The organism is Brachyspira sp. G79, assembly GCF_002379365.1.
Taxonomy (GTDB): domain Bacteria; phylum Spirochaetota; class Brachyspiria; order Brachyspirales; family Brachyspiraceae; genus Brachyspira.
Genome location: NZ_JQIU01000008.1, coordinates 843,320 through 869,376 on the forward strand (window position 1 = coordinate 843,320; position 26,057 = coordinate 869,376).

Annotated in this window: 29 protein-coding genes and 1 pseudogene; 7 read left to right on the plus strand and 23 right to left on the minus strand. The window is 27.6% G+C overall.

What is annotated here, in order from left to right; all coding sequences use genetic code 11:
* The 11 genes and pseudogenes from KQ44_RS05070 to KQ44_RS05115 all read right to left on the minus strand — a co-directional run.
* Nucleotides 1-526, minus strand: a pseudogene (locus KQ44_RS05070) (cyclic nucleotide-binding domain-containing protein); the annotation flags it as partial.
* A gap of 378 nt (nucleotides 527-904) precedes the next feature.
* Nucleotides 905-1,396 (minus strand): ribonuclease HI, encoded by a 492-nt coding sequence (gene rnhA / locus KQ44_RS05075; protein ID WP_096736495.1) that lies wholly within the window; start codon nucleotides 1,394-1,396, stop codon nucleotides 905-907.
* A gap of 36 nt (nucleotides 1,397-1,432) precedes the next feature.
* Complete coding sequence (locus KQ44_RS05080) at nucleotides 1,433-2,428, minus strand: bifunctional oligoribonuclease/PAP phosphatase NrnA (protein ID WP_096736496.1); 996 nt, start codon at nucleotides 2,426-2,428, stop codon at nucleotides 1,433-1,435.
* Nucleotides 2,429-2,465: 37 nt separating this feature from the next.
* Nucleotides 2,466-2,822, minus strand: coding sequence for a 30S ribosome-binding factor RbfA (gene rbfA / locus KQ44_RS05085; RefSeq protein WP_096736497.1), 357 nt, complete (start codon nucleotides 2,820-2,822; stop codon nucleotides 2,466-2,468).
* A 5-nt stretch (nucleotides 2,823-2,827) separates the two neighbouring features.
* The gene (locus KQ44_RS05090; protein WP_096736498.1) at nucleotides 2,828-3,310 is read right to left on the minus strand and encodes a chemotaxis protein CheW; all 483 of its coding nucleotides are present in this window, start codon (nucleotides 3,308-3,310) and stop codon (nucleotides 2,828-2,830) included.
* 147 nt (nucleotides 3,311-3,457) lie between these two features.
* Complete coding sequence (locus KQ44_RS05095) at nucleotides 3,458-4,759, minus strand: L-serine ammonia-lyase, iron-sulfur-dependent, subunit alpha (protein WP_096736499.1); 1,302 nt, start codon at nucleotides 4,757-4,759, stop codon at nucleotides 3,458-3,460.
* 104 nt (nucleotides 4,760-4,863) lie between these two features.
* Nucleotides 4,864-5,316, minus strand: a complete 453-nt coding sequence (gene moaC, locus KQ44_RS05100; RefSeq protein WP_096736500.1) for a cyclic pyranopterin monophosphate synthase MoaC — start codon at nucleotides 5,314-5,316, stop codon at nucleotides 4,864-4,866.
* Nucleotides 5,317-5,339: 23 nt separating this feature from the next.
* Nucleotides 5,340-6,137, minus strand: coding sequence for a radical SAM protein (locus KQ44_RS05105; RefSeq protein WP_096736501.1), 798 nt, complete (start codon nucleotides 6,135-6,137; stop codon nucleotides 5,340-5,342).
* Nucleotides 6,121-7,332 carry a molybdopterin molybdotransferase MoeA gene (locus tag KQ44_RS05110; protein ID WP_096736502.1) on the minus strand — a complete coding sequence of 404 codons (1,212 nt, stop codon included), beginning with the start codon at nucleotides 7,330-7,332 and terminating at the stop codon, nucleotides 6,121-6,123. Before KQ44_RS05110 ends, KQ44_RS05105 begins: the two co-directional genes overlap by 17 nt.
* Nucleotides 7,333-7,371: 39 nt before the next feature.
* Nucleotides 7,372-7,578, minus strand: coding sequence for an XdhC family protein (locus KQ44_RS14845; RefSeq protein ID WP_240516490.1), 207 nt, complete (start codon nucleotides 7,576-7,578; stop codon nucleotides 7,372-7,374).
* Nucleotides 7,565-8,233 (minus strand): XdhC family protein, encoded by a 669-nt coding sequence (locus KQ44_RS05115; RefSeq protein WP_240516491.1) that lies wholly within the window; start codon nucleotides 8,231-8,233, stop codon nucleotides 7,565-7,567. The genes KQ44_RS14845 and KQ44_RS05115 overlap by 14 nt, the downstream gene beginning before the upstream one ends.
* Before the next feature lie 168 nt (nucleotides 8,234-8,401).
* Here KQ44_RS05115 and KQ44_RS05120 point away from each other — a divergent pair, with 168 nt between their 5' ends.
* The 5 genes from KQ44_RS05120 to KQ44_RS05140 are packed head-to-tail and all read left to right on the plus strand — an operon-like array spanning nucleotide 8,402 to nucleotide 11,869.
* On the plus strand, nucleotides 8,402-8,851 hold the full coding sequence (locus tag KQ44_RS05120) for an MOSC domain-containing protein (protein ID WP_096736503.1): 450 nt from the start codon (nucleotides 8,402-8,404) through the stop codon (nucleotides 8,849-8,851).
* The gene (locus KQ44_RS05125; protein WP_096736504.1) at nucleotides 8,823-9,299 is read left to right on the plus strand and encodes a MogA/MoaB family molybdenum cofactor biosynthesis protein; all 477 of its coding nucleotides are present in this window, start codon (nucleotides 8,823-8,825) and stop codon (nucleotides 9,297-9,299) included. Before KQ44_RS05120 ends, KQ44_RS05125 begins: the two co-directional genes overlap by 29 nt.
* 26 nt (nucleotides 9,300-9,325) lie before the next feature.
* Nucleotides 9,326-10,114: a molybdate ABC transporter substrate-binding protein gene (gene modA / locus KQ44_RS05130; RefSeq protein ID WP_096736505.1), complete on the plus strand. Its 789-nt coding sequence runs from the start codon at nucleotides 9,326-9,328 to the stop codon at nucleotides 10,112-10,114.
* A gap of 13 nt (nucleotides 10,115-10,127) precedes the next feature.
* On the plus strand, nucleotides 10,128-10,796 hold the full coding sequence (gene modB, locus KQ44_RS05135) for a molybdate ABC transporter permease subunit (protein WP_096736506.1): 669 nt from the start codon (nucleotides 10,128-10,130) through the stop codon (nucleotides 10,794-10,796).
* Between the two features lie 20 nt (nucleotides 10,797-10,816).
* The gene (locus KQ44_RS05140) at nucleotides 10,817-11,869 is read left to right on the plus strand and encodes an ATP-binding cassette domain-containing protein (RefSeq protein WP_096736507.1); all 1,053 of its coding nucleotides are present in this window, start codon (nucleotides 10,817-10,819) and stop codon (nucleotides 11,867-11,869) included.
* A gap of 63 nt (nucleotides 11,870-11,932) precedes the next feature.
* Here the strand turns inward: KQ44_RS05140 and hydA are convergent, their stop codons facing one another.
* Together hydA and KQ44_RS05150 are read right to left on the minus strand one after the other, a co-directional pair.
* Entirely contained in the window at nucleotides 11,933-13,372 is a 1,440-nt protein-coding gene (gene hydA / locus KQ44_RS05145; RefSeq protein ID WP_096736508.1) for a dihydropyrimidinase, read from the minus strand.
* A 110-nt stretch (nucleotides 13,373-13,482) separates the two neighbouring features.
* Entirely contained in the window at nucleotides 13,483-14,448 is a 966-nt protein-coding gene (locus KQ44_RS05150) for an Rpn family recombination-promoting nuclease/putative transposase (RefSeq protein ID WP_096736509.1), read from the minus strand.
* A gap of 121 nt (nucleotides 14,449-14,569) precedes the next feature.
* Here KQ44_RS05150 and KQ44_RS05155 point away from each other — a divergent pair, with 121 nt between their 5' ends.
* Nucleotides 14,570-16,696 (plus strand): ankyrin repeat domain-containing protein, encoded by a 2,127-nt coding sequence (locus KQ44_RS05155; RefSeq protein ID WP_096736510.1) that lies wholly within the window; start codon nucleotides 14,570-14,572, stop codon nucleotides 16,694-16,696.
* A gap of 51 nt (nucleotides 16,697-16,747) precedes the next feature.
* Entirely contained in the window at nucleotides 16,748-17,587 is an 840-nt protein-coding gene (locus tag KQ44_RS05160) for an Rpn family recombination-promoting nuclease/putative transposase (protein ID WP_096736511.1), read from the plus strand.
* 312 nt (nucleotides 17,588-17,899) lie between these two features.
* Here the strand turns inward: KQ44_RS05160 and KQ44_RS05165 are convergent, their stop codons facing one another.
* From KQ44_RS05165 to KQ44_RS14850, 10 genes are all read right to left on the minus strand, one after another.
* A complete protein-coding gene (locus KQ44_RS05165) occupies nucleotides 17,900-19,129 on the minus strand; it encodes an MFS transporter (protein ID WP_096736512.1) in 1,230 nt (409 codons plus the stop codon).
* A gap of 36 nt (nucleotides 19,130-19,165) precedes the next feature.
* Entirely contained in the window at nucleotides 19,166-19,897 is a 732-nt protein-coding gene (gene lepB, locus KQ44_RS05170; protein WP_096736513.1) for a signal peptidase I, read from the minus strand.
* A 24-nt stretch (nucleotides 19,898-19,921) separates the two neighbouring features.
* Nucleotides 19,922-20,245 (minus strand): Asp-tRNA(Asn)/Glu-tRNA(Gln) amidotransferase subunit GatC, encoded by a 324-nt coding sequence (gatC, locus tag KQ44_RS05175; protein WP_096736514.1) that lies wholly within the window; start codon nucleotides 20,243-20,245, stop codon nucleotides 19,922-19,924.
* A 121-nt stretch (nucleotides 20,246-20,366) separates the two neighbouring features.
* The gene (locus tag KQ44_RS05180) at nucleotides 20,367-20,993 is read right to left on the minus strand and encodes an SIS domain-containing protein (protein WP_096736515.1); all 627 of its coding nucleotides are present in this window, start codon (nucleotides 20,991-20,993) and stop codon (nucleotides 20,367-20,369) included.
* Nucleotides 20,994-21,026: 33 nt separating this feature from the next.
* Nucleotides 21,027-21,695: an ankyrin repeat domain-containing protein gene (locus KQ44_RS05185; RefSeq protein ID WP_096736516.1), complete on the minus strand. Its 669-nt coding sequence runs from the start codon at nucleotides 21,693-21,695 to the stop codon at nucleotides 21,027-21,029.
* 120 nt (nucleotides 21,696-21,815) lie between these two features.
* Nucleotides 21,816-22,544, minus strand: coding sequence for a 3-oxoacyl-ACP reductase FabG (gene fabG / locus KQ44_RS05190; RefSeq protein ID WP_096736517.1), 729 nt, complete (start codon nucleotides 22,542-22,544; stop codon nucleotides 21,816-21,818).
* A 32-nt stretch (nucleotides 22,545-22,576) separates the two neighbouring features.
* Nucleotides 22,577-23,074 carry a 3-hydroxyacyl-ACP dehydratase gene (locus tag KQ44_RS05195; RefSeq protein ID WP_096736518.1) on the minus strand — a complete coding sequence of 166 codons (498 nt, stop codon included), beginning with the start codon at nucleotides 23,072-23,074 and terminating at the stop codon, nucleotides 22,577-22,579.
* 23 nt (nucleotides 23,075-23,097) lie between these two features.
* Entirely contained in the window at nucleotides 23,098-24,270 is a 1,173-nt protein-coding gene (locus tag KQ44_RS05200) for a beta-ketoacyl synthase N-terminal-like domain-containing protein (protein ID WP_096736519.1), read from the minus strand.
* An 82-nt stretch (nucleotides 24,271-24,352) separates the two neighbouring features.
* Entirely contained in the window at nucleotides 24,353-25,579 is a 1,227-nt protein-coding gene (locus tag KQ44_RS05205; protein ID WP_240516492.1) for a hypothetical protein, read from the minus strand.
* 25 nt (nucleotides 25,580-25,604) lie between these two features.
* Nucleotides 25,605-26,057 (minus strand): MMPL family transporter (locus tag KQ44_RS14850; protein ID WP_240516493.1); only part of this gene is annotated, 453 nt, incomplete at its 5' end.

Here is a 26,057-nt window from a genome sequence, read left to right on the forward strand (position 1 = left end):
ATTCCAATTTAGGCTTCACAAAGTTTAAAATATGATTACTTTTATATATAACTCCTGCTGTCTGCTTCGAATTGATGATATTATATACTCCGATTTTTCCAGATTTTATACAGTAAATATTATTAATAATATCAAGTTCAGTGTATAAACAATGGCCTTTTTGAAATTTATATATATTTTTATCAATTTTTATAGGTTCATAGGCTGGCTTCAAATATCTTAAGAACTCCACTACATTATCACAATTTTCACAATCCTGAAATATATTTATATGCGAAATGCAAAGTTTATAACTTACATCTTCAAAACCATTATTTTTATATATTTTAGCCATTAATAATGTATCTTCTTTATTGTACAAATCTATTTTATTATTTATTAGAATATTATAATATTTACTAAGCCACACTTCAAGAGTAAATAATAAATAACTTGATATTCTTTTTATGATATTATGATTATCAATCTTGTTTATATTTTCTATTTTTATCTCTAAAAGCTCACAATCTTCTATAGCTTCTATCAAAGAAAAATAAGGTTCGTTTGTTACAGATGATATTAAACCTATAATATCGCCATTTTTACTAAAAAATTAGAGTTTTTAATAAAATTATTATAAGATAATGTTTTACCTTTTATAATTAGATAAAAATAATTTTAGGTTTTCTCTGCTTTGAAATATTATAGATGATTTAGGATATTTTACGAGTTTGTGTTTTGTGTTTTGTGTTTTGTGTTTTGTGTTTGTGTTTTGTGTTTTGTGTTTGTGTTTTGTGTTTTGTGTTTTGTGTTTTGTGTTTTGTGTTTTGTGTTTTGTGTTTTGTGTTTTGTGTTCATGCTAACAAACAATAATAATATGATTATACTTAATTATATATTTTATATCAATTATGTCAATAAGAAATTAACAATACTGAGTTTTTTCATTAAATGAAGAAGTTTTACCGCTTTCAATATGCTTATCCATCAAAATATTTACTATTTCATCAGCACGGTTATTTTCTTTATTATTAGAATGCCCCTTCACCTTTATAAACTCTATATCATGCTTTTTTGAAAGTTCTATCAATCTTAACCAATACTCTTTATTTTCAACTGGCTTTTTATCACTTTTTATCCAATTATTTCTCTGCCACGAGTATATCCATTTGGTCATACCGTTAACTAAATAAGCACTGTCACTGTATAATTTAATATTATGAGAATGTTTTAATCTTTCAAGTGCCTTAATAGCAGCCTTCATTTCCATTCTATTATTTGTGGTATTATCTTCACTTTCGCCTATTTCAAGACGCAAATTATGCTTTTCGCTTATAAGTATAGCTCCCCAAGCACCAAGTCCAGGATTTCCTCTACATCCGCCATCTGTATATATTATAATATTATCTCTTATCATGATTTTTTTATTATATTTATTTGAAATTACTATACATTACGAAGCTAATAAATCAATTAATTTATTATTTATCTCCTCGGCTAATCTTTCTTTAGTATAATCTTTTTTTGATACAGAAAAACCAGACGCTTTAGGGTGTCCGCCACCGCCGAAACTTTCTGCAACATCTCTTATATCTTTTGAGCATCTGCTTCTAATGCTTACTCTAAAATTATCTTCGCCTTCATGAATGATAAACCCTATAAGCACATCTTCCATTTGTATAAGCGTGTCTGATGCACTGACTCCAAGCTCTTTTATACTAGTACCGCAAATAGTATCTTCCAAAAATATATAGCCTATTTTTCTGTCATAGTCTATAACCATTCTTTTGTATATTTCCATTAAGGCATCTACATCGTTTCTAGTGTATCTCTTTCTTACAACATTTCCAAGATTTTCCTGTATAATGCCTATTTTCATTAACTTTGAACCATAAAGAAGTGTTCTATCTGTTGTATTGCTAAATATAAAACTTCCAGTATCAGTACAAATTCCACTGTATAAAAGTGTTGCTATTGAAGAATCCATTTTATCTACATAATCCTGAAATATATCAAATATTATCTCACAAGTAGCACCTGCTGAAGTATCATCATAAAACATAGTAACACCTTTAATGTTTCTCACTTTATGATGATCTATAAAAATTACTTCATTATATTTATCTGTAATATCCGAAAGCCAGCCTATTCTATCTATATCTCCAGAATCTAAAATAACTAAAACATCTTTTTTAGGGAGATTATTTTCATTAACTTCAAAAATTACTCTATCAACAAATAAAACATTGTGCAAATCTCTATGCATTTTATCAGTATTAACAACAATAGCCTCTTTATTAAAGATGTTTTTTATAATCAAAGATAAAGCAAGACCAGAACATATACAATCGCAGTCTGGATTTCTATGCCCTGTTATTGTAATATTCTGAGCTTTTGATAATCTTTCTATTATCTCTTTTTTTGTGGTATTTATATTATCAGTAGACATTAAATAGGCCTTTAATATATTGTAATGTTTTTATAAATTAATTATCTTCAGGTATATTTAAATTTTTTATATCTGTTAATACCTTATTAGTTTCTATCAAATTTTTATCATAATGAAATGTTAGATTAGGAACATATCTAATAGTAAGCTGTTTTTTAAGATAAGAAAATATTACACCTTTAGCACTATTAAGACCATTAAGAACCTCATTTTGTTTATCTTCACTGAGGCATACAAAGTAAACTTTAGCATTTTTCAAGTCTTTAGCTGTATCTACTTTAGTAATGGTAACAAGATTATTTTTAATTCTAGGATCTTCTATCTCCCTCATTATAATCATAGAGAGAGTTTGTTTAATATTTTCATTTACTCTAAGTATTCTGTGTGAAGACATATGTATTATTTTACTATAGAATTATTAACAGCATTACTTAAATCATCAAGTTCATCTTTAACGAATACTTTATCGATATCAACTAAAATGATCATCTGTTCATTGGCTTTTACCAATCCCATTATATATCTGCTGTCTATACCAACATGCATATCTATATCTTCTTGTATATTTTCGCTATTTATAGTAAGAACATCAGATACAGAGTCAACGACTAATCCATATTTTTTATCACCTATAGCAACAACAACAATTACACAGTTTTCAGGATTCATAGGTTCATCAAAATGGAATCTAGCTCTTAAATCTATAACAAGAATTATAGTACCTCTCAAATTAATAATACCTTTTAAATATTCTGGACAATTAGGTATAGGCGAAGGCTGCATAAAATTTAATATTTCCTGAACTTTAAGGATATCTATTCCGTATAATTCGTTATTTATCTTAAATACAAGTATTTGATTTGTTGGTATGGCATCGCTCATGTTAACTCCTTTAAATCGTACTATAGATTATAATCTATAATGTATATAAGTCAAGTAATTTTATTATTCTTTAACAAACATTTTATATCATATTTAATAAAAATACAATCAATTTAAAAATTAATAGTCACTTTTTTATAAATCTAATTAGCTTTTACTTTGCATGATTTTAATTATAGTTTTTTCTGTTTCAGCCATACCTTCTGAAGCTATAAGCCCCATATTTCTCATAGTGTCTTCTGGAGTTTCTGCATTTATACCATGAATAGGAAATATATAAGAGCCGCTTAAAGAAAGTTCAACCGCTCTAAATCCTGCATCCAAAGCAACTATAGCCTTCATAACACAGCCTTGATTTCCTCCGTCACATATCATTCCAGTTATTCCAGATGACATATTGTTAATTATATGAACTATATCTTTATAATCAGCACCTTTTAAATACCCTATAGCACAAGCAGCCCCAGTACCCCCAGCTATACCGCAGCCACAAAATGCCGAAAGTCTGCCTGAATGTTCTTTTATATACATAGTTATCAAAAAACTCAATGCTGTTGCTCTAAGCAAAATATCCTCACTAAGTTTATTAACCTTAAATAAAGCATATAAAGGCATAGTACATATTATGCCATGTGCCCCGCTTCCAGTAATACTCATAGCTGGTTTATTAAGTCCCAAAACTCTAGCCTCTATTGCTCCTGCTGTCAATAAACGTGCTGTACATATCTCATCGTCTGAAAACACTGTATTATTATTCATTTTTAATAATTTTTTAGCTATATCTGTACGTCTTGATTCTAAAGACAAATAAAATAAATCTATATTCATTTTATGTGCTTCCATTATAAAAGATATATCTTTTATACTAACATTATCTATGTACTCTAATATATCATTTACTGTATAATCAAGTATATCTTTTGAAGAAATATTTTCTGATTCATTTTCATTTTTTTGTTTTTCATCATCTTCTTTATTAAATATAACAGTACCATTAACCTTTATACTTACAATATTAGTATGATAATCTTTTATAATAACTTCTGCAGTATCTGTTTTAGTTTTAACAGAAGCATTTATATATATATTAGAACTCATATCTCCAAGTACAATTTTTATTTTATTTTCATCTATTAATTTTTTAGCTTTATTATTATCTTCATCTTTGACATCTTCCAATGCTTCCAAGCCTTTTTCATAATTTCCAGCAGCTATTCCTAAAGCAGCAGCAAATAAATTTCCGAATTCATTTGAATTTGGTATTCCGCAGGTAAAAGCATTTTTATATATACCAGAATTTAATACTATTTCAGCACCTTCTATATCGCCTTTGGTATAGCTTCTAGCCTTTGACACTGCAAAAGCTATGGCAGCAGGCTCTGTAACACCTAATGCAGGTTTCATATCATATTTTATTAGATAAGTTAATCTATTTAGTTTTTCATTCATTTTTAATAATCCGTAAGTTTTAATAATATTTAATTCTAATCAAATAGCATTTTTATTATATAATGAAAACTTATGATAATCAAACAAAAAAGTATATTATGATACTAAATCTCTTTTGTTTTTGAAAGTAAAGTAATATCAGATATTCTCATATTTTTGTCAACAGCCTTACACATATCCCATATAGTAAGTGCCGCAATACTAACAGCAGTTAATGCCTCCATCTCTATGCCAGTTTTATAGCTGCATCTTAAGTACGATTTTATCAATATTCCATCTTCTTCTAAAGTAAAATCCAAAGATACCTTTTCTATATTAATATTATGACATAAAGGAATCAAATTAGATGTCTGCTTAGCAGCCATTATACCAGCAATTCTAGCTACAGAGATGACATCACCTTTTTTTATATTATTTTCTTCTATTAATTTTAAAGTTTCTTTTGACAAATATATTTTTCCAATAGCCTCTGCTGTTCTTTTTATAATATCTTTATCTCCGACATCCACCATATTGGCATTGCCATTTTTATCTACATGCGTTAGTTTATTGCTCATATTAACCTCAATTATTATAAATATTATCCGCCTATCATACTAACAGACCTTACATCACTGTAATAACCATTTTCTGGTTTTCCTTCAATACATTTTATTATAGAGCCTCTTATATCATTAAAATCTACTTTAAACTTTATATTACTATGAAGACAGCTAAGTAAATATCCGTCTGATAAAAGCCTTATTCTATTGCAGTACTTGCATTTCGCAGGTCTGTCATATTCCAAAGCATCCTCTTTTTGTTTATTAATGTCATAGCATTGAATAGTCTGAAGTTCAGCATTGACACTTTTTGCAAAATCTCTTAATAATGGCAGTTCTTCTCTGCTTTTTTCATCATATACTACAGTATTAATCTTTAACTTAAATCCCAAATCAGAAGCCTTATTTATGCCTTTAATAGCGTCATTTATATTTCCGCCTCTGGTAATATGTTTGTACCTTTCACTATCTAAAGTATCAAGTGATATATTTATAGAATCAAGACCTGCATTTTTTAATTTTTCTGCTAAACTATAAAGTAAAACAGCATTTGTAGTCATAGCTATTATATCTACTTTTTCTATACTTCTAATCATAGACACAAGCTCTTCAATGTTTTTTCTAACTAAAGGCTCACCGCCTGTTATTCTTACCTTTTTTATACCAAGTTCTGAAGCCTCTTTAACAATGCTGTATATTTGCTCAAAAGTAAGTATTTCATTATGGGATTTTTTTACAATTCCATCTTCAGGCATACAATATACGCATCTTAAATTGCATCTGTCTGTAACTGACACTCTTATATAATTTATCTCTCTATCAAAGGAATCTAACATCAGCTATGCTCCCTTTATCAATGCTAGAAACTCCAATATTTATTTTTAATATACCATTAGCCTCAGAAAATGATGATATCATAGAAGAGTTATTATATTTAATAAGCTGTACTGATAATACCGTTTCATCATAAAATAATTTTACAGGCACATACTCAAGTCTTTCAGTATCTTTTCTTTTAAAATCTTCCAAAAGTACTGCTTTAGTATAATTATTATCATATTCAAGCCCTAAACATTTTAATATATAAGGCTTAACCATTATCTCAAAAGTCATAAAAGAAGAAACAGTATTACCAGGTAAAGCAAAAACAGCCTTTTTATCAAGTTTACCAAAAAATAAAGGCTTACCGGGCTTCATAGCAATACCATGAAATATCTGTTCAACCCCAAGATTAATAAGCTCCTTATGCACATAATCAAAATCACCCATAGATACGCCGCCGCTTATAAGTATAATATCATTTTCTTTTATTGCTTTTGAAAGTACATCTCTTATCTCTTTTTCATCATCATCAACTTTTCCGTAAAATTTACTGCTGCATGATAAGGCAGAAGTTCTTGAAACAAGCATAGGGGCATTGGCATCGTATATTTGTCCTTCTTTTAAAGTTTCTCCTATATTTGCTATCTCATTGCCTGTAGATATTACTGCAGTATTGATTTTCTTTTTTACTTCTATGTTACTATATCCAAATCCTGCAAGTATGGCAATATCTTTCGGAAGTAAGAATTTTTTATGTAATATTTTATCTCCAGACTTTTTATTGCTGCCTTTATTTATTATATTATTGGATATTTCTTTCTTTGTAAATTTAATAATTGTTTTATTATTCTCTTTTTTTTCTTCTGTCCACTCCACCCTCTGAACAGCATTGCAATTATCTGGTATCATAGCACCAGTCATTATTTTTATACATTCACCGCTATTAATACTTATTTTATCGCAAAGACCTGCATATATAACTTTCTCTTCATTTAAAATATATCTTTCTTTATTCTCATCTTCTTTTTTGTAAGCATATCCGTCCATAGAAGATTTACTAAAAGGAGGATCATCATTTAAAGCATAAATATCATTAAGCAAAACTCTATTATAAGAATCAAGTACTGATATTTTTTCATTACCATAATCCTCACAATTTTTTAATACCAATTCCAATGCCTCATTCGGATGCAAAAAAGTTCTTCCCATAACAATTCCCATTTATAAATATTTAACTTAAATAAAAAATTATTTTTTTATTTTTCGTCTGTTTTCAGATATAGCCCTAGTGAGTATAAGTTCTGCTGCTATACTTATTGCTATCTCTTCTGTAGTTTCTGCTCCTATTGCCAAACCTATAGGGGCATGCACTCTCGATATCATTTCATCTGTGTAATTTTCTTCTTTTTTTAATCTGTCATGAAGAGTTTTTATTTTATTCTTACTTCCTATCATACCAATATAGGCTGCATTTGTTTTTAGAGCATTTTTTTTCTACTATATAGTCATCAGCATGACCTCTAGTTACTATAATTATATAATCTTTATTTGTAATATTTATTTTATCAAATACATTATTATAGTCTTCTGCAAATACTTTATATGCATTAGGAAATCTCTCTTTATTAGCAAACTCTTCTCTGTCATCTATAACTATACAGTTAAATCCTATTTTATATAAAACCTCTGCCAAATCAAAAGATACATGACCCGCACCGAATATATAAACATTTATTTCTTTATCTTCTATTTCTTTTTTTAGAGTATTTATAAAATCTTTATTATTATTCAAGTATGTAAAAGATATATCTACACTTCCTCCGCATACCATACCTATTCCACCAGAAGCCTCTGGGTTTAAATTATATTTTTTATTATGATTTTCTTTTTTAGTTAAAAAATCAAAAGCGTCTTTAACAGCCTCAAATTCTAATATACCGCCTCCGATTGTACCCATAGTTTTTTGATTATTATCTTCATTATAAACTATCATAAAAGCGTCCAGTGTTCTTGGAGATGAGCCTGAAGTTTTATCTATTTTTATAAGCAATGTTTCTATATTATTATCTATTAACTCTAATGCTTTATCCAATATATATTTATTATTCATTTACTTTAACCATAAAATTAATTTCAAATAATATTATAATAAATTTTTTTAATTTTTAAACTAAAATTCTAAAAAAAAATTTATTATAATATTGAATATTTTACTTTTTTGTATAAACTTCTAAATAATAGCAGTTTTAAAATAAATGTAAGATAAACGGATAATATAATGGAAAAGAAATATTTCGAACTGGTTTCTTTAAACATATCTAAAAATACAGGTACAGTAAAAACTCCAGTAGATAAAATTACATTAGTAGAAGATAAAGGTGTACTTAATGACGCTCATTTCAATAAATTAACCGACAGACAAGTTTCTATATTAGCCATTGAAGATATTGAATATACAAACAGTAAAATGCAAAGCACCCTTAAAGCAGGCGATTTTGCAGAAAACATCACTACCAGAGGAATAGAGCTTTTTACTCTGCCTTTAGGTACTAAAATATATATAGGAGATACTATATTAGAAGTGTCAAAAATAGGAAAAGAATGTCATAAAGGCTGTGATATAAAAAATCTAGTAGGCGACTGCATTATGCCAAAAAGAGGAATATTTGCAAGGGTTATTAAGGGAGGAGAAATAAATCTTGAGAATACTTGTTATTACTGTTTCTGACAGAGCATATAAAGGAATATATGAAGATAAATCTGGTGCTGTTATAATAAAAACTCTTGAAGAGAAATTAAAAAATAAAATTACAAATATAGAAAAAATTATTATACCAGATGAATTTGATATTATATTAAACACTTTAAAAGAAAATAAAGAAAAATTTGATATAATAATCACAACAGGAGGAACAGGCTTATCAAAAAGAGATGTAACTCCTGAAGCTTCAGAAAGTTTTTGTAAAAAAGAAGTAAGAGGGGTATCTGATTATTTAAGACAAGAATCTATGAAAGAAACTATATTTGCTTCTCTCTCAAGAGGATATGCTGGTATTAATGATAATGTTTTTGTAGTAAACTTTCCCGGAAGTGAAAAAGCTGCTAAATACTGCACTAATCTTATAATACCTCTTTTAGAGCATATAATAAGTATGATTAAAGGCGAAGGTCATTAAATAAAAATATATAAAAGGTGTAACTTATGAAAAAATTAATACTTATAATTTTAATAATATCGTATCTATTTGTATCATGCAGTTCTTCAAACACTGCTGATAATAAAACTTCATCATCTAACAATAAAGAAATTTTGGTTCTGGCAGCTGCAAGCCTAACTGATGTACTTACAGAATTGGCTAATAATTATAAAACAGAAACAGGAACTCAAGTTACATTTTCATTTGCATCATCTGGGGCATTGCAGTCTCAAATAGAATCAGGAGCACCAGCCGATATATTTTTCTCAGCCGCACAAAAACAAATGGACGCATTACAGGAAAAAGATATAATAGATACTAATACAAGAAAAGATTTGCTTGAAAATAAAGTGGTATTAATTGCTCCTAGTAATTCAAAATTAAATATAAAATCATTTACAGATATAACCAATGCTAATGTTACTAAAATAGGACTCGGAGAGCCTAAAAGCGTACCTGTAGGTCAGTATTCAGAAGAAATATTAAGTAATTTATCCATACTTGATGCTGTCAAACAAAAAGCAGTTTATGGCTCTGATGTTAGGAATGTACTTTCTTGGGTAGAAATAGGAGAAGTTGACACTGGTATAGTTTATGCCACTGATGCAAAAATAGCAAAAGATATTAATATAATATCAGAAGCTCCAGAAGGAACACATAAAAAAGTTATTTACCCTATAGCTGTAATAAAATCTTCTCAAAATAAAGAAGAAGCTTTAAAGTTTATAGATTATATATCTAATGATAAATCTATAGAAATATTTAAATCTTACGGCTTTACTGTAATACAATAAGAAATCATCAATTATGAAATATACTCCGTTAATACTGTCTATAAAAACGGCATTTTATTCCACAATAATTACTTTTTTTGTTGGAATATATGCCGCTATTATAGCAGTGAAAATAAAAAAATTTTCATCTCTTTTTGATATAATATTTACACTTCCTTTAGTACTTCCTCCTACTGTTGTGGGATTTTTTCTTTTATTATTTTTTGGGCGTAATTCTTTTATAGGTGGGGTAGTTGAGAAATTAGGATTTCCGTTTGTATTTACACTTAGAGGAGCAGTATTGGCTTCTTTTATAGTATCATTTCCTCTAATGTACAGAACAAGCAAAGGGGCTTTTGAACAAATAGATAAAAATATAATAAATGCTGCAAGAACATTAGGAAAATCAGAAAATTGGATTTTTTGGAAATTAATACTACCAAACAGCTGGCATTCTATATTAGGAGGTACTATACTATCTTTTACTAGGGCTTTGGGAGAGTTTGGTGCTACAATAATGATAGCTGGAAATATACCCAATAAAACACAGACTATGTCGCTTGCTGTTTATACTGCAGTACAGGCTGGAGACAGAGAACTTGCTTTTAAATGGGTGATGATAATAGTTGCTATATCATTTATCAGTATAATGTTTATGAATATGATACAGCCTATTTCTAATACTTTTAAAAAAAGATTATAATAAATACATGGCGGTTTATATTGAGTTTAATAGTTGATATAAAAAAGAAATTATCTAATTTTAATTTAGATTTGCAGTTTAAAGTAAAAGGAGGAGTATTCTCTATTTTAGGTGCATCTGGAAGCGGAAAAAGCATGACATTAAAATGCATTGCTGGAATAGAAAATCCAGACAGCGGATATATAGAACTTGACGGAAAAGTTTTTTATGATTCCAAAAAAAGAATTAATATAAAACCTCAGAAAAGAAATGTAGGATTTTTATTTCAAAATTATGCATTATTTCCCAATATGACTGTTGAAGAAAATATTAAATGTGGAATAAGAGATAAAAAAATAAATCATGATATAGACCTCATAATGAAAAAATTTTTTATATATGATATACGAAATAAAAAGCCAAGAGAAATATCAGGAGGCGAACAGCAGAGAACCGCAATTGCTAGAATATTTGTATCATCTCCTAAGATATTAATGCTTGATGAGCCTTTGAGTGCATTAGATTATCATATAAAATGGGAATTGGAAAAATTTATATCGTCCAGTATAAAAGAGTTTAATCTTACTACTCTATTTGTATCGCATAACAGAGATGAAGTATACAGACTATCCGACAATATAGGTATAATCAATAATGGAAAATTTGATATAATAGATTCCAAATACAATCTTTTTGAAAATCCAAAGACATATTTTTCAGCATTATTAACAGGATATAAAAACTTCTCAAAAATAAAATTACTTTCAAATAACAAAATAGAATGCTTAGACTGGAATATAACTATAGCATTAAAAAAAGAAGATAAAAAAAATATAGAAAATGCTAACTATATAGGCATACGTCCGTACTCATTTTTTGATTGTGATAATTTTGATAATAATAATATATATATAAAATCTAAAATAACAAATATTACAGAAGATATGTTTTCCTATATTATAACATCAGTACCAATCAATACAAATACTCAAATAACTTGGAGACTTAATAAAGAAAATTATAAAAGTAATTATAAAGAAGGGAATGATTTAAATTTGGGTTTTGATATGGATAATATTATATTTGTAAAATAAATAATAAAGACAGCCATTAAAAAATAAGAGCTGCCTTTAAATATTCAATTAATATTATAATTTTTAATTGCAGTCAATATCTATATAATCACCCAATTTGAAATGATTATTAAAGTCGGTATAGTTATCTAAAGTTTTTCTCTTTATAAACTTTCCGTATCCCTTACTGCCTAAAAACTCATTATCTTTAAATACTATTTTTCCTCTTGATATAACAGTATCCACAGAACATAAAAGCTCCATTCCTTCATAAGCAGTATAATCACATGCTCCATGCATATTTGATTTTGTAATTATAGATTTTTTATTAGGGTCTATTATAGTAATATCAGCATCAGCATTTGGTATAATAGCACCTTTTTCTGGGTAAAGTCCGTATATTAAAGCTGGATTATAGCATAGAGTTTCAACAAATTTATTAATTGTTATTCTTCCTTTCATAACGCCCTCAGAGAACATTAATGGGTATCTCTCCTCTACTCCGCCTGCTCCGTTAGGGCATTTAGTAAAATTATCTTTTCCTTTAATTTTATCAGTTTTATAATTAAAAGGACAATGATCTGTAGCTATGACCTGAATATGTCCTTCAGCAATAGCTTTCCATAATCTTTCGCTGTCCTCTTTTTTTCTTAAAGGGGGAGACATTACAAATTTAAGTCCGTCTTCTCTGTCATACTCTTTATCTGTCAAAACTAAATATTGAGGACAAGTTTCAGAAAAAATATTTTTATGACCTAAAGCTCTTGCATTGACTATCTCATCAACGCTCTTTCCAGCAGAAGTATGCACTATATATACAGGAGTGTTTCCAGCTATAACAGATAAATGTATAATTCTATTAACTGCCTCAGCTTCAGCTTCAGGAGGTCTGCTTATAGGGTGATAGTGAGCAGAGGTTTTACCCTCTTCAACAAATTTCTTTTTTAAATATTCTACAACATAATGATTTTCTGCATGAAAAGCAGAAACAGCATTGAGCTCTTTCATTTTTTTTAGTACCCTTACGACATCATCATCTTCTATTTTATAGTTATAAGTTAAATAAAGTTTTGTACTTTGCAAACCTTCTTTTTTAGCTAATACTTCAAGACCTTTAAGTACATCCTCATCAACATGCTGCAAAACTCCATGAAAACTATAATCAATAACAGCCTTTTTGTCAGCAAGAGTATGATAATATTTTAATTGATGAAATACATCGCAGCCTTTAGGTCCAAAGCCCATATGATCAACTATAGTAGTAGTACCTCCGCAAGCAGCCGCAATAGTACCAGTATAGAAATCATCAACTGCACGCCCTATACCAACATCTATATCCATATGAGTATGAACATCTATTCCACCCGGCATTACATATTTGCCTGAAGCGTCAATAATCTCTGCATCATCGCATTTTAAATCAGAACCTATTTTTGAGATTTTTTCATCTTCTATTAATACATCAGCTTTATAAGTTTCTGAAGCATTAACTATAGTACCGTTTTTTATAATAATCTTTTTCATATTATAGTCCTATAATTATAACCATTATTTATTATTTATACATAAAAAATTTAATCACAAAAAGTATCTGACAAAAACTATATTAATTATCAGAAGCACATAATTTTTTATTATAGTTCTTCTATTTCTTTTATAGTTAAACCCGTTATTTTTCTTATATCTTCAATACTCATATTCATATTTTTTAGGTTTAATGCTATAGTTTTTGCCTTATTTATTTCTCCTTGTTCTATACCTTGTTCTATACCTTGTTCTATACCTTGTTCTATACCTTGTTCTATACCTTGTTCTATACCTTTCTGAAAACCTATTTCTATACCTTCTTTTCTTCCTTCTGCTCTCTCATACCGAAGCATAGCAGCCTGTCCGTAAAGAAAAGTATCTCTTTCATTATATGCTGACATTTCTTTTTCATCAGCTACAAATCTTTTATACTTATCTATTACCTTACTCATAATTGTATTTCCTCCTATGAGTTTATTAATATCTTTCTCTAAATCTTTCGTAGTAAAAAAATCAATCCAAGATAAAAGTTTGTTTCTATTATATTCATCTATACTAGTATTTTTTAATATTTCTGCAAATCTTTTAATCTCTATAAAATGTATCTGTAAATCGTCAAGTCTAATATTAGGATTATTAACATCAGCAAATGTTAAACATTTATGCTCTCTTTTTATATCAGTCTCGCTTCCTATATCCAAATTGAAATTAATAAAACTAATACTAATCATCTGACTTATACCAATATATAAATCACTTTCTTTTAACTCAGAAGTTATATTTTTAGCTATATAATATAATATTCTTTTTATAAAATTGTTGTTGCCTACTAATTGTACTTCAATGAGTATCTTCTTACCATCTTTAGTTTTTGCTTTAACATCGAGGATTGATTCTTTTAAGTTTTCATTTTCTGCTAAATTGTAAGGATTGATTATTTCAAGATTACTCACAGATTCAAATCCAACATCATTTAAAACAGCATTAACAATATTTTCTAATATATCTTCATCACCTTCAGTACCAATTAGATATCGTACAAATAAATCATTAAGTCTGTTAATCTCTTTCATAGCTTAATTATACTAAAAATTTCATTAATAGCAATTTATAAAACAAAAAAACTATATCATTGACATAAAATAATTTTAAATATAGAATGCAATTATATGAGATAAACACATAGGGGGATATATGAAAAAAGTATTTATATTATTATTATTGTTTAATATTCTTTTGTATTCTAAAACTTTAGATGAATCGTTATTTTCCGCTGTAGAAAATAATAATATAAAAAAAGTTCAATCATATTTAGAGCAAGGTGCAAACTGTAATGCATTAGATTCTTATAATAGAACGGCTTTAATAAATGCTTCTGTAAGTGGATATGATGATATAGCAAAATTACTTATAGAAGAAGGTACTGATGTCAATATTCGAGATAAAGCAGGTGCTACAGCATTAATGTATACTGCTAGAGATACAAATTATGAAATGGTTGAATTTTTATTAAAAAATGGTGCTGATGTAAACATTAGAGATATAGAAGGAGAAACTGCATTATATTATACTATTGAGCATAATAGTCGCGGACAAAAAAATGAAACAGAAAATGCTATAAAAATACTTAATTTATTAATAAAATACGGTGCTGATGTAAATACTAAAAACGATAAAGGAGCATCTCTTCTTGATGTATCCTATAGAATTTCAGAATCTTTTGATAAAAATAAAGAAATGTTTAAAATATTAGTTGAAAATGGTTTTGATTTAGAGTCAAGAATAAAGGCGGATAGATCTGATTATGATTATACTCCTTTAATGATTGCTGTTTATAAAAAAGATTATGATATGGTTAAATATTTGCTTGATAAAGGTGCCAATCCTAATACAGCAAATAATGAAAACAAAACAGCTTTAATGATTGCTATTGCTAATAATAATTTTGATATTTCAAAATTACTTATACAACAAGGTGCCAATATAAACACACAAGATGAATATAGTTATACAGCATTAATGAGAGCTGCTGTAAGCGGAGACTATGAAATGGTTAAATTTTTATTAGAAAATGGTGCTGATGTAAATACTAAAGACAATGATGGAAACACTGTATTATATTATAATATTCGCTATGATCATTATGGAAAAGAAGAAATGCTAGAAAATGCTAAAAAAATATTTAATTTATTAATAAAATACGGTGCTGATGTAAATACTAAAGACAATGATGGAGCATCACTTCTTAATAAATCTTATAGACCTTCAACAGCATTGGCACAAAATAGAGAAATGTTTAAAGTATTAGTAGAAAATGGTTTTGACTTAGAATCAAGAATAAAGGCTGGGGAGCATTGTCCTCCTGATTATGATTATACTCCTTTAATGATAGCAGCTGCAATAAATGACTATGATATGGTTAAATTTTTAGTTGAAAAAGGTGCTGATGTAAATGCCAAAACACATTTTGAATATAGCTCAGTAGTAACTCCCCTATTACTCTCATTAGATAATGAAAATTCATCTGTTGCAGAATATTTAATAAATAATGGTGCTGATATAAATGTAACAAATGAGGATGGAGAGACACCTTTAATGTATGCTTCCAAAGTTCATAATATAAAAGTGATAGAACTTCTAATACAAAAAGGTGCTGATATAAATGCTTTCGATAATTATGGAAATACAGCCTTAATATATGGTGTAAATAATTTAGAAACAGTAAAATTATTAGTTGAAAACGGTGCTGATGTAAACTTTTATAAAGGAGGAAGTACTGCTTTAATATCAGCATGTGAGTATAGTCATGAAAGAAATATAGATGTAATAAAATATTTAGTTTCAAAAAATGCCAATATAAATGCCCAAGATAATGAAGGAGACACAGCTTTAAATAAAACTCTTGATACTTCAGATGAAGGTAGTATTGATATACTAGACTTTGAAATAGCTAATTTTTTAATAGAGCAAGGTGCTGATGTAAACATAAAGAATGAAGACCAATATACTCCTTTGATATATCTTGGTATGGGTGAAGGTAATTTTAATAATAAAAGTTTTCAGGAATATCGTATAAAATTAGCTGAAGTTTTATTAGAAAAAGGTGCAGATATTAATGCCCAAGATTATAATGGATACACTTCTTTAATTTGGGCTTGTTCAAGAAAATTTGATGAACCATATGTTAAATTTCTAGTAGAAAAAGGGGCCGATGTAAATATAGAAAATGACTATGGAGATACTGCTTTAGATAGGGCAGAGTATTTTAAACTTAGAAAAATTACAGGTATTTTAAAAAAAGCTCAAAGAAATAGAAATTAAATTTTGATGATTAAACTTGTAACTTTATAGTTAATTTAGTATAATAAAGTTATGAGAGATATTAATGTTTTGAATGACTATTTTGTGAGATATCTATTCTCATCACCAGACAGCAATCCTATACTGCTTGATTTTATTAACTCTACAATGCTTGATTCTAATATGAAAACTTTTAGAAGTGCAGAGATTTTGACACCATTTAACTATAAGGGGAACTATGAAGATAAAGAAACCATAGCAGATGTAAAGTGTATAACTCAAAATGGTACAGTTGTTATAATAGAAATACAGTTACAAGGTAATTCAAGATTTCCAGAACGCATACTATATTATTGGGCTTCAAATTATAGTAAATTATTAAAACATGGAGAAAAGTATGATGCTTTAACTCCTGTAATTAGTATCAACTTACTTAATTTCAATTTAGATGACTCAAATAATATTCATTCATGCTATATGATTTATGATACTATTAATAATAGATTATTAACAGACCATTTACAAATTCATATAATAGAACTCAAAAAATTTAAATATAATTTATTACAGCCAGATTTAAATTGCTGGTTAAAATTTTTCACAATGAAAGAAAAAGATAATAAGGAGGTTATTATGTCCGATCTAGTAAAAGAAAAACCTATAATGGAAGAAGTACAAAAAAGATACAATAACTTTATTAAAGACAGATTAATGATGAATGAGTACGATAAAAGACAGGCATATTTATATGGTAATCAAATAATGCTTGAAGAAGAAAGAAGATTGGGAATTGAAGAAGGTGAAAAAAATAAAGCAATATCTATGGCTAAAAATATGAAAGATAGAAATATGGATTTGAATCTTATTAGTGAATTAACAGGATTGAGTATAGAAGAAATAAAAAACTTGTGAGTACCTGACATTCGTTAGAATGGCAGGAGTTTATTAACGAACAAGTTTTTTATAAATGATAAAAGAAATAGAAAAGCTATAATAAAACTTACAAGAATATATCAAGTTATCTATAGTATGATAAAGCACTTGATATATTTTTTCTGACACTGCATAAAGAATACTAATAATTTTGATGAATATAAAATAATAAAACTTCTTAACATATTCAAAGTCTAAGAAATATTGATAGATACACTATTCATATACTTTAATCTGACAAACTTTTGTAAACAATCAAAAATTATAATAAAGAACTATATCAATTTACTTTTACGAATTTGTTTTACTATTTTTGAAAAATAGTAAAACTATAAACATCATAACAGGAAAAAATACAGCAAATAAAATTCCTATCTTTAATGATGATTCAATTATATTATTGCTAAAATTATTATAAATATTATTTGAAACCAAACCAACTATAAAAGGCCCTAAAGAACAGCCAGCATCTCCTGACAAAGCAAGTAATGCAAACATAGCAGTTCCTCCTTTACTATATATTTTTGAAGAAAGACTAAATACAGAAGGCCACATTATAGCAACAGATAAACCAGATACAGCACATCCTATTAATGATAAAAAAGCATATGGACTAAATACCGTTATTAAGTAGCCAATCACGCAAAAAAAAGACGATATAAGGAGTGCCTTTTTTATATCTATATTTTCAGAGTTCATTCCGTAAATTAATCTCACTATGCCCATACAAAATGCAAACATACAAGCACCAAAGATATCGCCTATTGTTTTATCTACATTAAGACCAGCCTCTGCAAATAATGATACCCACTGTGCTATAGACTGCTCACTTGCCCCTGCACATATCATCAAAACAGCAAATACTAATACTATCTTTACAGACAATAATTTTCTTATAGAAACTACATTATTAGCATTCATATTATCTTCATGAGTTTTTAATACATTAAGAGGAACATTTGAAAATAAAAATATGTTTATAAAAGGAACTAAAGCCCAAAGCATAGACATATATCCCCAATTTTCAATTCCAAATATATTAAAATATAAAGTCGATAATATCACTACCAACATAGAACCCCAAGAATAAAATGAATGAAGTATATTCATAGCTTTAGTTTTTTGTTTTTCTGGAAGTGCCTCTACTATAGGACTTACCAAAACCTCTATAAGCCCTCCGCTTACAGCATTAATAAAAAAGCATATTAACATAGCGAAATAAGGCTCTATATAAAAAGGAAGTACTCCAAGCAGCAATAATCCCAAAGCAGAAAATATATGAGCTGCTACTATTGGAACTCTGTATCCTATTTTATCTATAAACTTAATTGATAAAAAATCTACAATCATCTGCACAGCAAAATTAAAAGATGAAAGAATACCTATCTGAGTTAATGATATATTAAAATTTTTTTGAAACATTATAAAAACAAGAGGCGGAAATATATTAATAATTGCCTGAGTTATATATCCTATATAGCAAGAATATAATGTTAATTTATGATTATCCTTAAGTTTCATAATAAAACCCATATATAATTAGATAATAAATAAAAATTATTTAGAAATAACCTTTCCGTCTATATTAGAAAAATGCACATTACCAAAATCTCTGCTGTCATATCCATAATCCCTATTGTCTGACATTACAAAATACTCATTATACCCTATAATATGAGGTCCGAAATTATCTCTAGAAGATATTTCTTTATTTAATATCCTGCTGTCAGAATCGATATTAGCCCAAGGTTCATTAAGCATTTCTCCATTAATATAAACTGTTTTATTTTTTATCTCTATAGTTTCATTCGGAAGCCCTACAATTCTTTTTATTAAGTATCTTGTTTTTGATATATTAACATTTCCGAAAGTTGCAAAATATACAAAATATGAAGCAAATCTTTTAAGAAAAAATTCTCTCTTTGTTCTAGGGTCTATCATAAATACAATATCCCCTCTTTTAGGTCTTGAGAAAATTATTGTTTTACCTGTAAGTGATGAAACAAAAGGCCTTAATGAAACAGCATATCTCAATTTTGAAGTTATAACGATATCGTTAGGCTCTATCGTATTCATCATAGTTGAACTTTTCATTCTGTCAAATCTGATAAATAAAGTAAGAATACCAAACAAAATAAAAGCTATAATAAAACCTAGTACAAGCCTAGCAGCAGCTCTATAAATAAGACTATTACTTCTATAATATATAAATATAAAAGGCTTTAATATAGCTTTAAGAGCATTACGCTTTTCTTTTTTTAATTCTTCTCTATCATAAGAATAATTCATCTATAATTGATGACCTCTAATTTTTTATGATTTTTTAGCCTGATGCTCGCTATTTTCTAAAGCTGCAGGTACTGCTGGAACTACAATATAACCATATTCTCCGCTGCGGCATAAATCCATTATAACTTCATTATCCAAAGTTTTACCAGCTACATCTTCTCTCAAATATTCAGGCAAATCTATAACATGATATAAAGGGTCTATACCATCAACATTAACTTCAAATAATTCTTCTATAAATTTTAAATCTTTATTTAATCTATCCAATACTTCATCTTTTTGATTGTCTTCTATTCTTAATCTGGTTTGATATAAAAGAGCTTCTAATTCTTCTCTATCTGTAGTCATTATTATATCCTTAAAAATTATAATTAGTTATTTTGAATATAATATATTATAATCAATAATTTTTCAATAGCTTAATTTTTTATATTTAACAATAATTTTTTAATAAACAACTAAATAATAATTATCTATTTTCTTTGAAAAAATGCTCTTCAACTCTTATACAAATCTCATGATATATTGCCTCATGATATTCTTGAGATATATGAGTTTCTTTAGCAGGAGCTTTAATTGCAATATCAGCCATTAAAGCCAATTTACCACCATTTTCATTTGTAAAAGATACAACCTTTATACCCATGGCCTTAGCAAGTTTTGCAGCATAAATAATATTTTTAGCGTTTCCAGATGTGCTTATAGCAAAGAAAATGTCTCCCTTATCACCAAAACCTAATAACTGCTGAGCAAATACCAAATAAGGCTCTTTATCATTAAGATAGGCACTTGAAAGTCCCAAATGTGATGTTAAAGCTACTGCTCTTAGCGGAGATTCCAAATTATCCGCAATATATTCCCCATCTTCAATTTTTAGAAGTTCTTTTCTTATCTCCTCATTTATGGGACGCTTTTTTAAAAAACTTTTTAAAAGCTCACCAGCTATATGCTCACTGTCACAGGCACTTCCGCCATTTCCAGCTATTAATACTTTATTGCCTCTTTCATAAGCATTTATAGTTTCATTTATAGCATTCTCTATATCTTTTTTTATACCTTCCAATTTAGGAAGTCTTTTTATTAAATCTTCTATCATTTATAATTCTACCTCTCAAAAATTTAAAATATATTATTCCAAAGCCCCATATTCATTTAAAAAAGCTATTAATGTATCAGCCTTTTTATAATTTTCTTTAACATAAGTAAGAGCTGTTCTTCCTTTCTTATCTCTAAAATTAACATCAATACCATTATCACATAAAAGTCTTGCTACAGGAATCATATTCTCACTTTTATCTGCTGACATAAAAACCATTATTAAGGCATTATCTCCGTCATTATTTACAGCATTTATATTCACTTTATAATCTATCAAAGTTTGAACTATATCTGCATAAAGTTTATGAGAGGATATATGCAAAGCAGTTTCACCATATGTATTAGCCGCATTTACATCAGCACCAGCTTTCAAAAGTATTTTTACGATATCAGTATATCCTCCAGTAGATGCCATTATGAGAGCAGTATACCCTACCTTATCAGCAATATTAACATCAGCATTTGAATTAACTAAAAGCCTCGCAATTGCACTATGACCATGATGACAGGCAAGCATTAAACCTGTAACTCCATCTTCTGAAACAACATTTACATCAACTTTTTTATTGATAAGAGAAACTACTTTGTCATATTTTCCTTCTTCGCATGATTTAAGAAAACTAGTTTCATTATCAGTTAATGTATAAGCTGCATTAAAAATTAGAATAAACATTAAAAATATAAAAAATAATTTTTTCATAAATAATCCATTATATATAAATCATATAATATAAAATAAGATTAAAACAGTATTTGTAAAATATTTTTTATAAATATACAAATTATACAGAAAAAAACAATTATTTAAATATAAAATTAACTAAAACATTCCTCCATCAACACTAATAACCTGTTTAGTTATGTAATTAGCTTCTTCAGAAAGTAAAAAGTTCACAGCATTAGCAACATCAGCGGGTTTTCCTATTCTTTTTAATGCTATCATATTTTTGGCATGCTCTATTATTTCATCATTTATCATCTCGCTTTCTATTATACCTGGAGCAATACAGTTCACAGTAATATTTCTTTTTCCCAATTCTATAGCCAAAGACTTAACAGCCCCTATAAGCCCAGCCTTAGAAGCAGCATAATTAACCTGTCCCCTATTGCCTATTATACCAGAAACAGAGCTTATCGCTATAATACGCCCTCCTTTTTTTAACCTTATCATAGGCATAATTATGGGACTGACTATATTATAAAAACTTTTCAAATTAACATCTATAACTTTATCCCATTCCTCTGAAGTCATAGCAGGAAAAGCATTGTCCATAGTTATACCAGATGAAAGCACTGCTCCATAATATGCCCCATTCTCTTCTATATCTTTTAATAAAATATTTTTAGTCTCTTCTCTATTTGAAACATCTATTTTTAAAAACCTTATATTAACATCATAATCTTTTGAATAAGTTTTTATATCATCTATAAAAGAATTATTTTTATTATAGCACATCACTGTATCATAACTGCTTGATATAATCTTTTTTGATATCGCAAGCCCTATACTTCCAGAAGCACCTGTTACTAAAATAGATTTATTTTTCATAATTGTATCCATTCTTTATTAAAATAAAAAAACTAAAATACAAAATTTTGTGCAGAACTCTCCATTACCATTATAGAACAGTCCATAACTTTTTTTATATTATCACTACTTATTATATTTTTATATTCTTCTATGCTTTTTATATCATCATTACAAATAATTATATTACCGTCATAATAGGCAATATTTCCGTCTTTTAAAGTCTCTTTTACAAATATATAAACTTTATTTTCTGCTTTAACTTTTTCAATATAACAATCAGCTTTTTTAATGTTTAAAAGAAAACCTATTCTCTTATCATCAGCACTATTTTCTAAAGCACCATTATAAGCTGCAGCAGTCTGTGCCGCATATTCAGTAAAAATATAAGAATCAATACCTTCATTTTCTGAACTATCATAAAAAACATTGTCTTTTTTTATTTGAGAAAAAGCAAGTATCTCATTATCATCAAAATTAACATCAATAATACCGTCTATCAAAAGCATTCTGCCTTTATGCGGTATATTTAATTTATATTTATTTTCCATAATAATAACAAATCAACAATAAATTATTTTCCAACTATCAAACAAGTATTGCTTCCACCAAAACCGAATGATACACTCATACAATTTTCAAGTCTTTCAGACACAACTTTTCCATTAACTAATTTTATTTTTTCTAATGTGTCATCATATTCTCCGTCATATAAATGAGGAGGAAGTATTTTTTGTTTATTCATAGATGAAAGAGTAATAAAACAAACTCCAAGCTCCATAGCACCAGCAGCTCCAATAGTGTGACCAAATGATGTTTTACTAGAACTGCACCATATATCAGAAGCATTTACTCTATTTAATGTAGTACTCTCCATTTTATCATTTATCAAAGTACCTGTACCATGAAGATTAATATAATCTATATTATCAATATTCATAGATGCATGTTTTAAAGCGTCATTGATACATTTGCTTGTAGTACTTCCATCTATATCGGGGCTTGTCATATGATGAGAGTCAGAATTACTGTTATAGCCTTTAAGGTATATAGCATCTTTAGAATCAATAAAATTCTCTCTTGCCAAAACTGTAAAAGCAGCACCTTCTCCCAAATTTATTCCGCTTCTGTTTTTTGAAAAAGCATTTGTTTTATTGTAAGAAACAACTTCAAGAGAATCAAAACCATAAACAACAGTATCTGTTACAACATCAGCACCGCCAACTATAGCAGCGTCTATTATGTTGCTTCTTATAAGCTCGTCAGCAGCTATTAAAGCATTAGCACTTGATGTACATGCAGTAGATATAGTAAAAGAAGGTCCTGAAACATCAAAATACTTTTGTAAAAAATCACAGCATATATTAAGACTCTGCATAACTAATATTCTTCTCTCATCAGAAACAGACCCTTTTAATATATAATCTTTGGTTTCATCGCTTCCATTTTCGCATGTTCCCACTATAACAGATATTCTATTTTTTTTATATCTCTTTTTTGCTTCATCTATAATAGGCTTTAATTGATTTACAGCATGCAATGCCATTTTATTTATTTTATTATTATAAGGATCATCTAACTTAAAATTAAAAAAGTCATTATCTATTTTACCAAGAAAAAATTTTTTATTATAATCATTATTCTCTTTTAAGCCGTATTCTCCTTTTATAAAATACTTATTATAAAGCTCTTCCTTATCTTTAGCCAAACAATTAATAATGCCGAAATCGAGTAATATATTGCTCATGTTATCACCTCAAACGTCAAGTATATAATTCTATAAAAAAAATGTCAAATAGTTCATATATACATAAAATATACTATTTATATTAAACTTTTTCTATTAATCTATTAAATTTAAATAATACAGGAGAAATTATAAATGATGATAAAACTCCTATAAACAAAAATAAACCAAAAGATTTAACAGGTATAAAACTGCTGAATGCCAAAGTACCAAATGATAATACAGTTGTCATCATAGATAAAAATACCGCCAAAAATGTAATCTCTTTATCAGCAGCACTGTTTGAGAAAAATATTGCATAGTCTATAGATATACCTATAGAAAGTATCAAAGCAAATATAGAAAATATATTTATATTAATACCAAATATAGAGTGTATAGATAAATTTATTAAAACAGACATTAATTGAACTAATATTATAGCAAATGCCTGCTTCTTATTAAAAAATACTGCCATTGCTATAAATATTAAAATATATGCTATCAAAGCCATTTTTACTGCTGTTTTTGCTGTGCTGTCTAATGCTTCATTAATCTCTTCATTAAGATTAAAAACTTTTACATTATTATTAGTAACTTTTATCATATTATTAGTATCATAATCGCTTGTAGCTATTATAAAATATTTATTATTATTTACAGTGATAATTTTTTTAAGCTCAGAAAAACTATCTGATTCTATTATACTATTTATATCAAGAACATCATTTTTTATACTTTCAAACTCTGTTTTTATTTTATTATATGATGTTTCATCTAAATTAAGCTCTCTTACCTGTTCTCTTAAAAGAGGCATTAACTTATCTTCTGTAAGTTTTATATTTTCTCTCTGCTTTTTTTCAGAATATAATATTCTTGATATAGCATTATAATTATTAGTAAAATAACTTTCTACACTTTCCTCAGCCTCAAGTGCCTTTGAAAGAGTTTCTCCGCTTGATATTATAATATTTTTTGCAAGTGATGTATTCAATCTCTTATAAACTTCACTTTCGCTTTCAAGTAGAAAATCAGGAGTATCATAAAGCTGATTTGCAGAAAAATTAACCTTTATTCTAGGTATAAATATTATAGAAAGTATAATAACTATTACAAAAATAATAGAAACAGTTTTGATATTTATTATTTTTACATATTCACTTAATATATTTCTGCTGCCTGATAATACAGACTGTTTGATATTTCTTTTATCATTTTTAAATATAATTGGATACATTATATTTACAGTAAGAAAAGAACTTATAAGACCGAATATAGAAAATAATGCTATCTGCTTTAATAATGTAAGAGAAGTTAAAAAAAGCGACAAATAACTTATTATGGTTGTTAAAAACCTAAAAGCATGCTTGGAAATATTTTTTTAAAACTTCTTTTTTATCTTTTTCATTGTACCATTCTGTGATAAAATGTATTGAATGATCTATTGATATACCTATCAAACTAGTTCCAAATACAAAAGTAAATATATGAATAGAATTAAAAAACACCGATGAATACAAAAATGCTGCCGCACCTGCTATAAATATAGTACACATTGAAATAATATACGGTTTTAGAGATTTGAATATAAATATAAACATCATACATATAACTATAAGAGAGACTATAGATATAATTGTAATTTCTTTTTTGGCACTTTTCTGACTATAATATGTATGAATAGGAACACCTGATATATATGTTTTTACACTATCATTAACAGACAAATCATTTAAAAAAACTGTAAGATTATTAAAAAAACTTTCACTGTCTATTTTTTTAGGCATATCTATATTGATAAGTATATT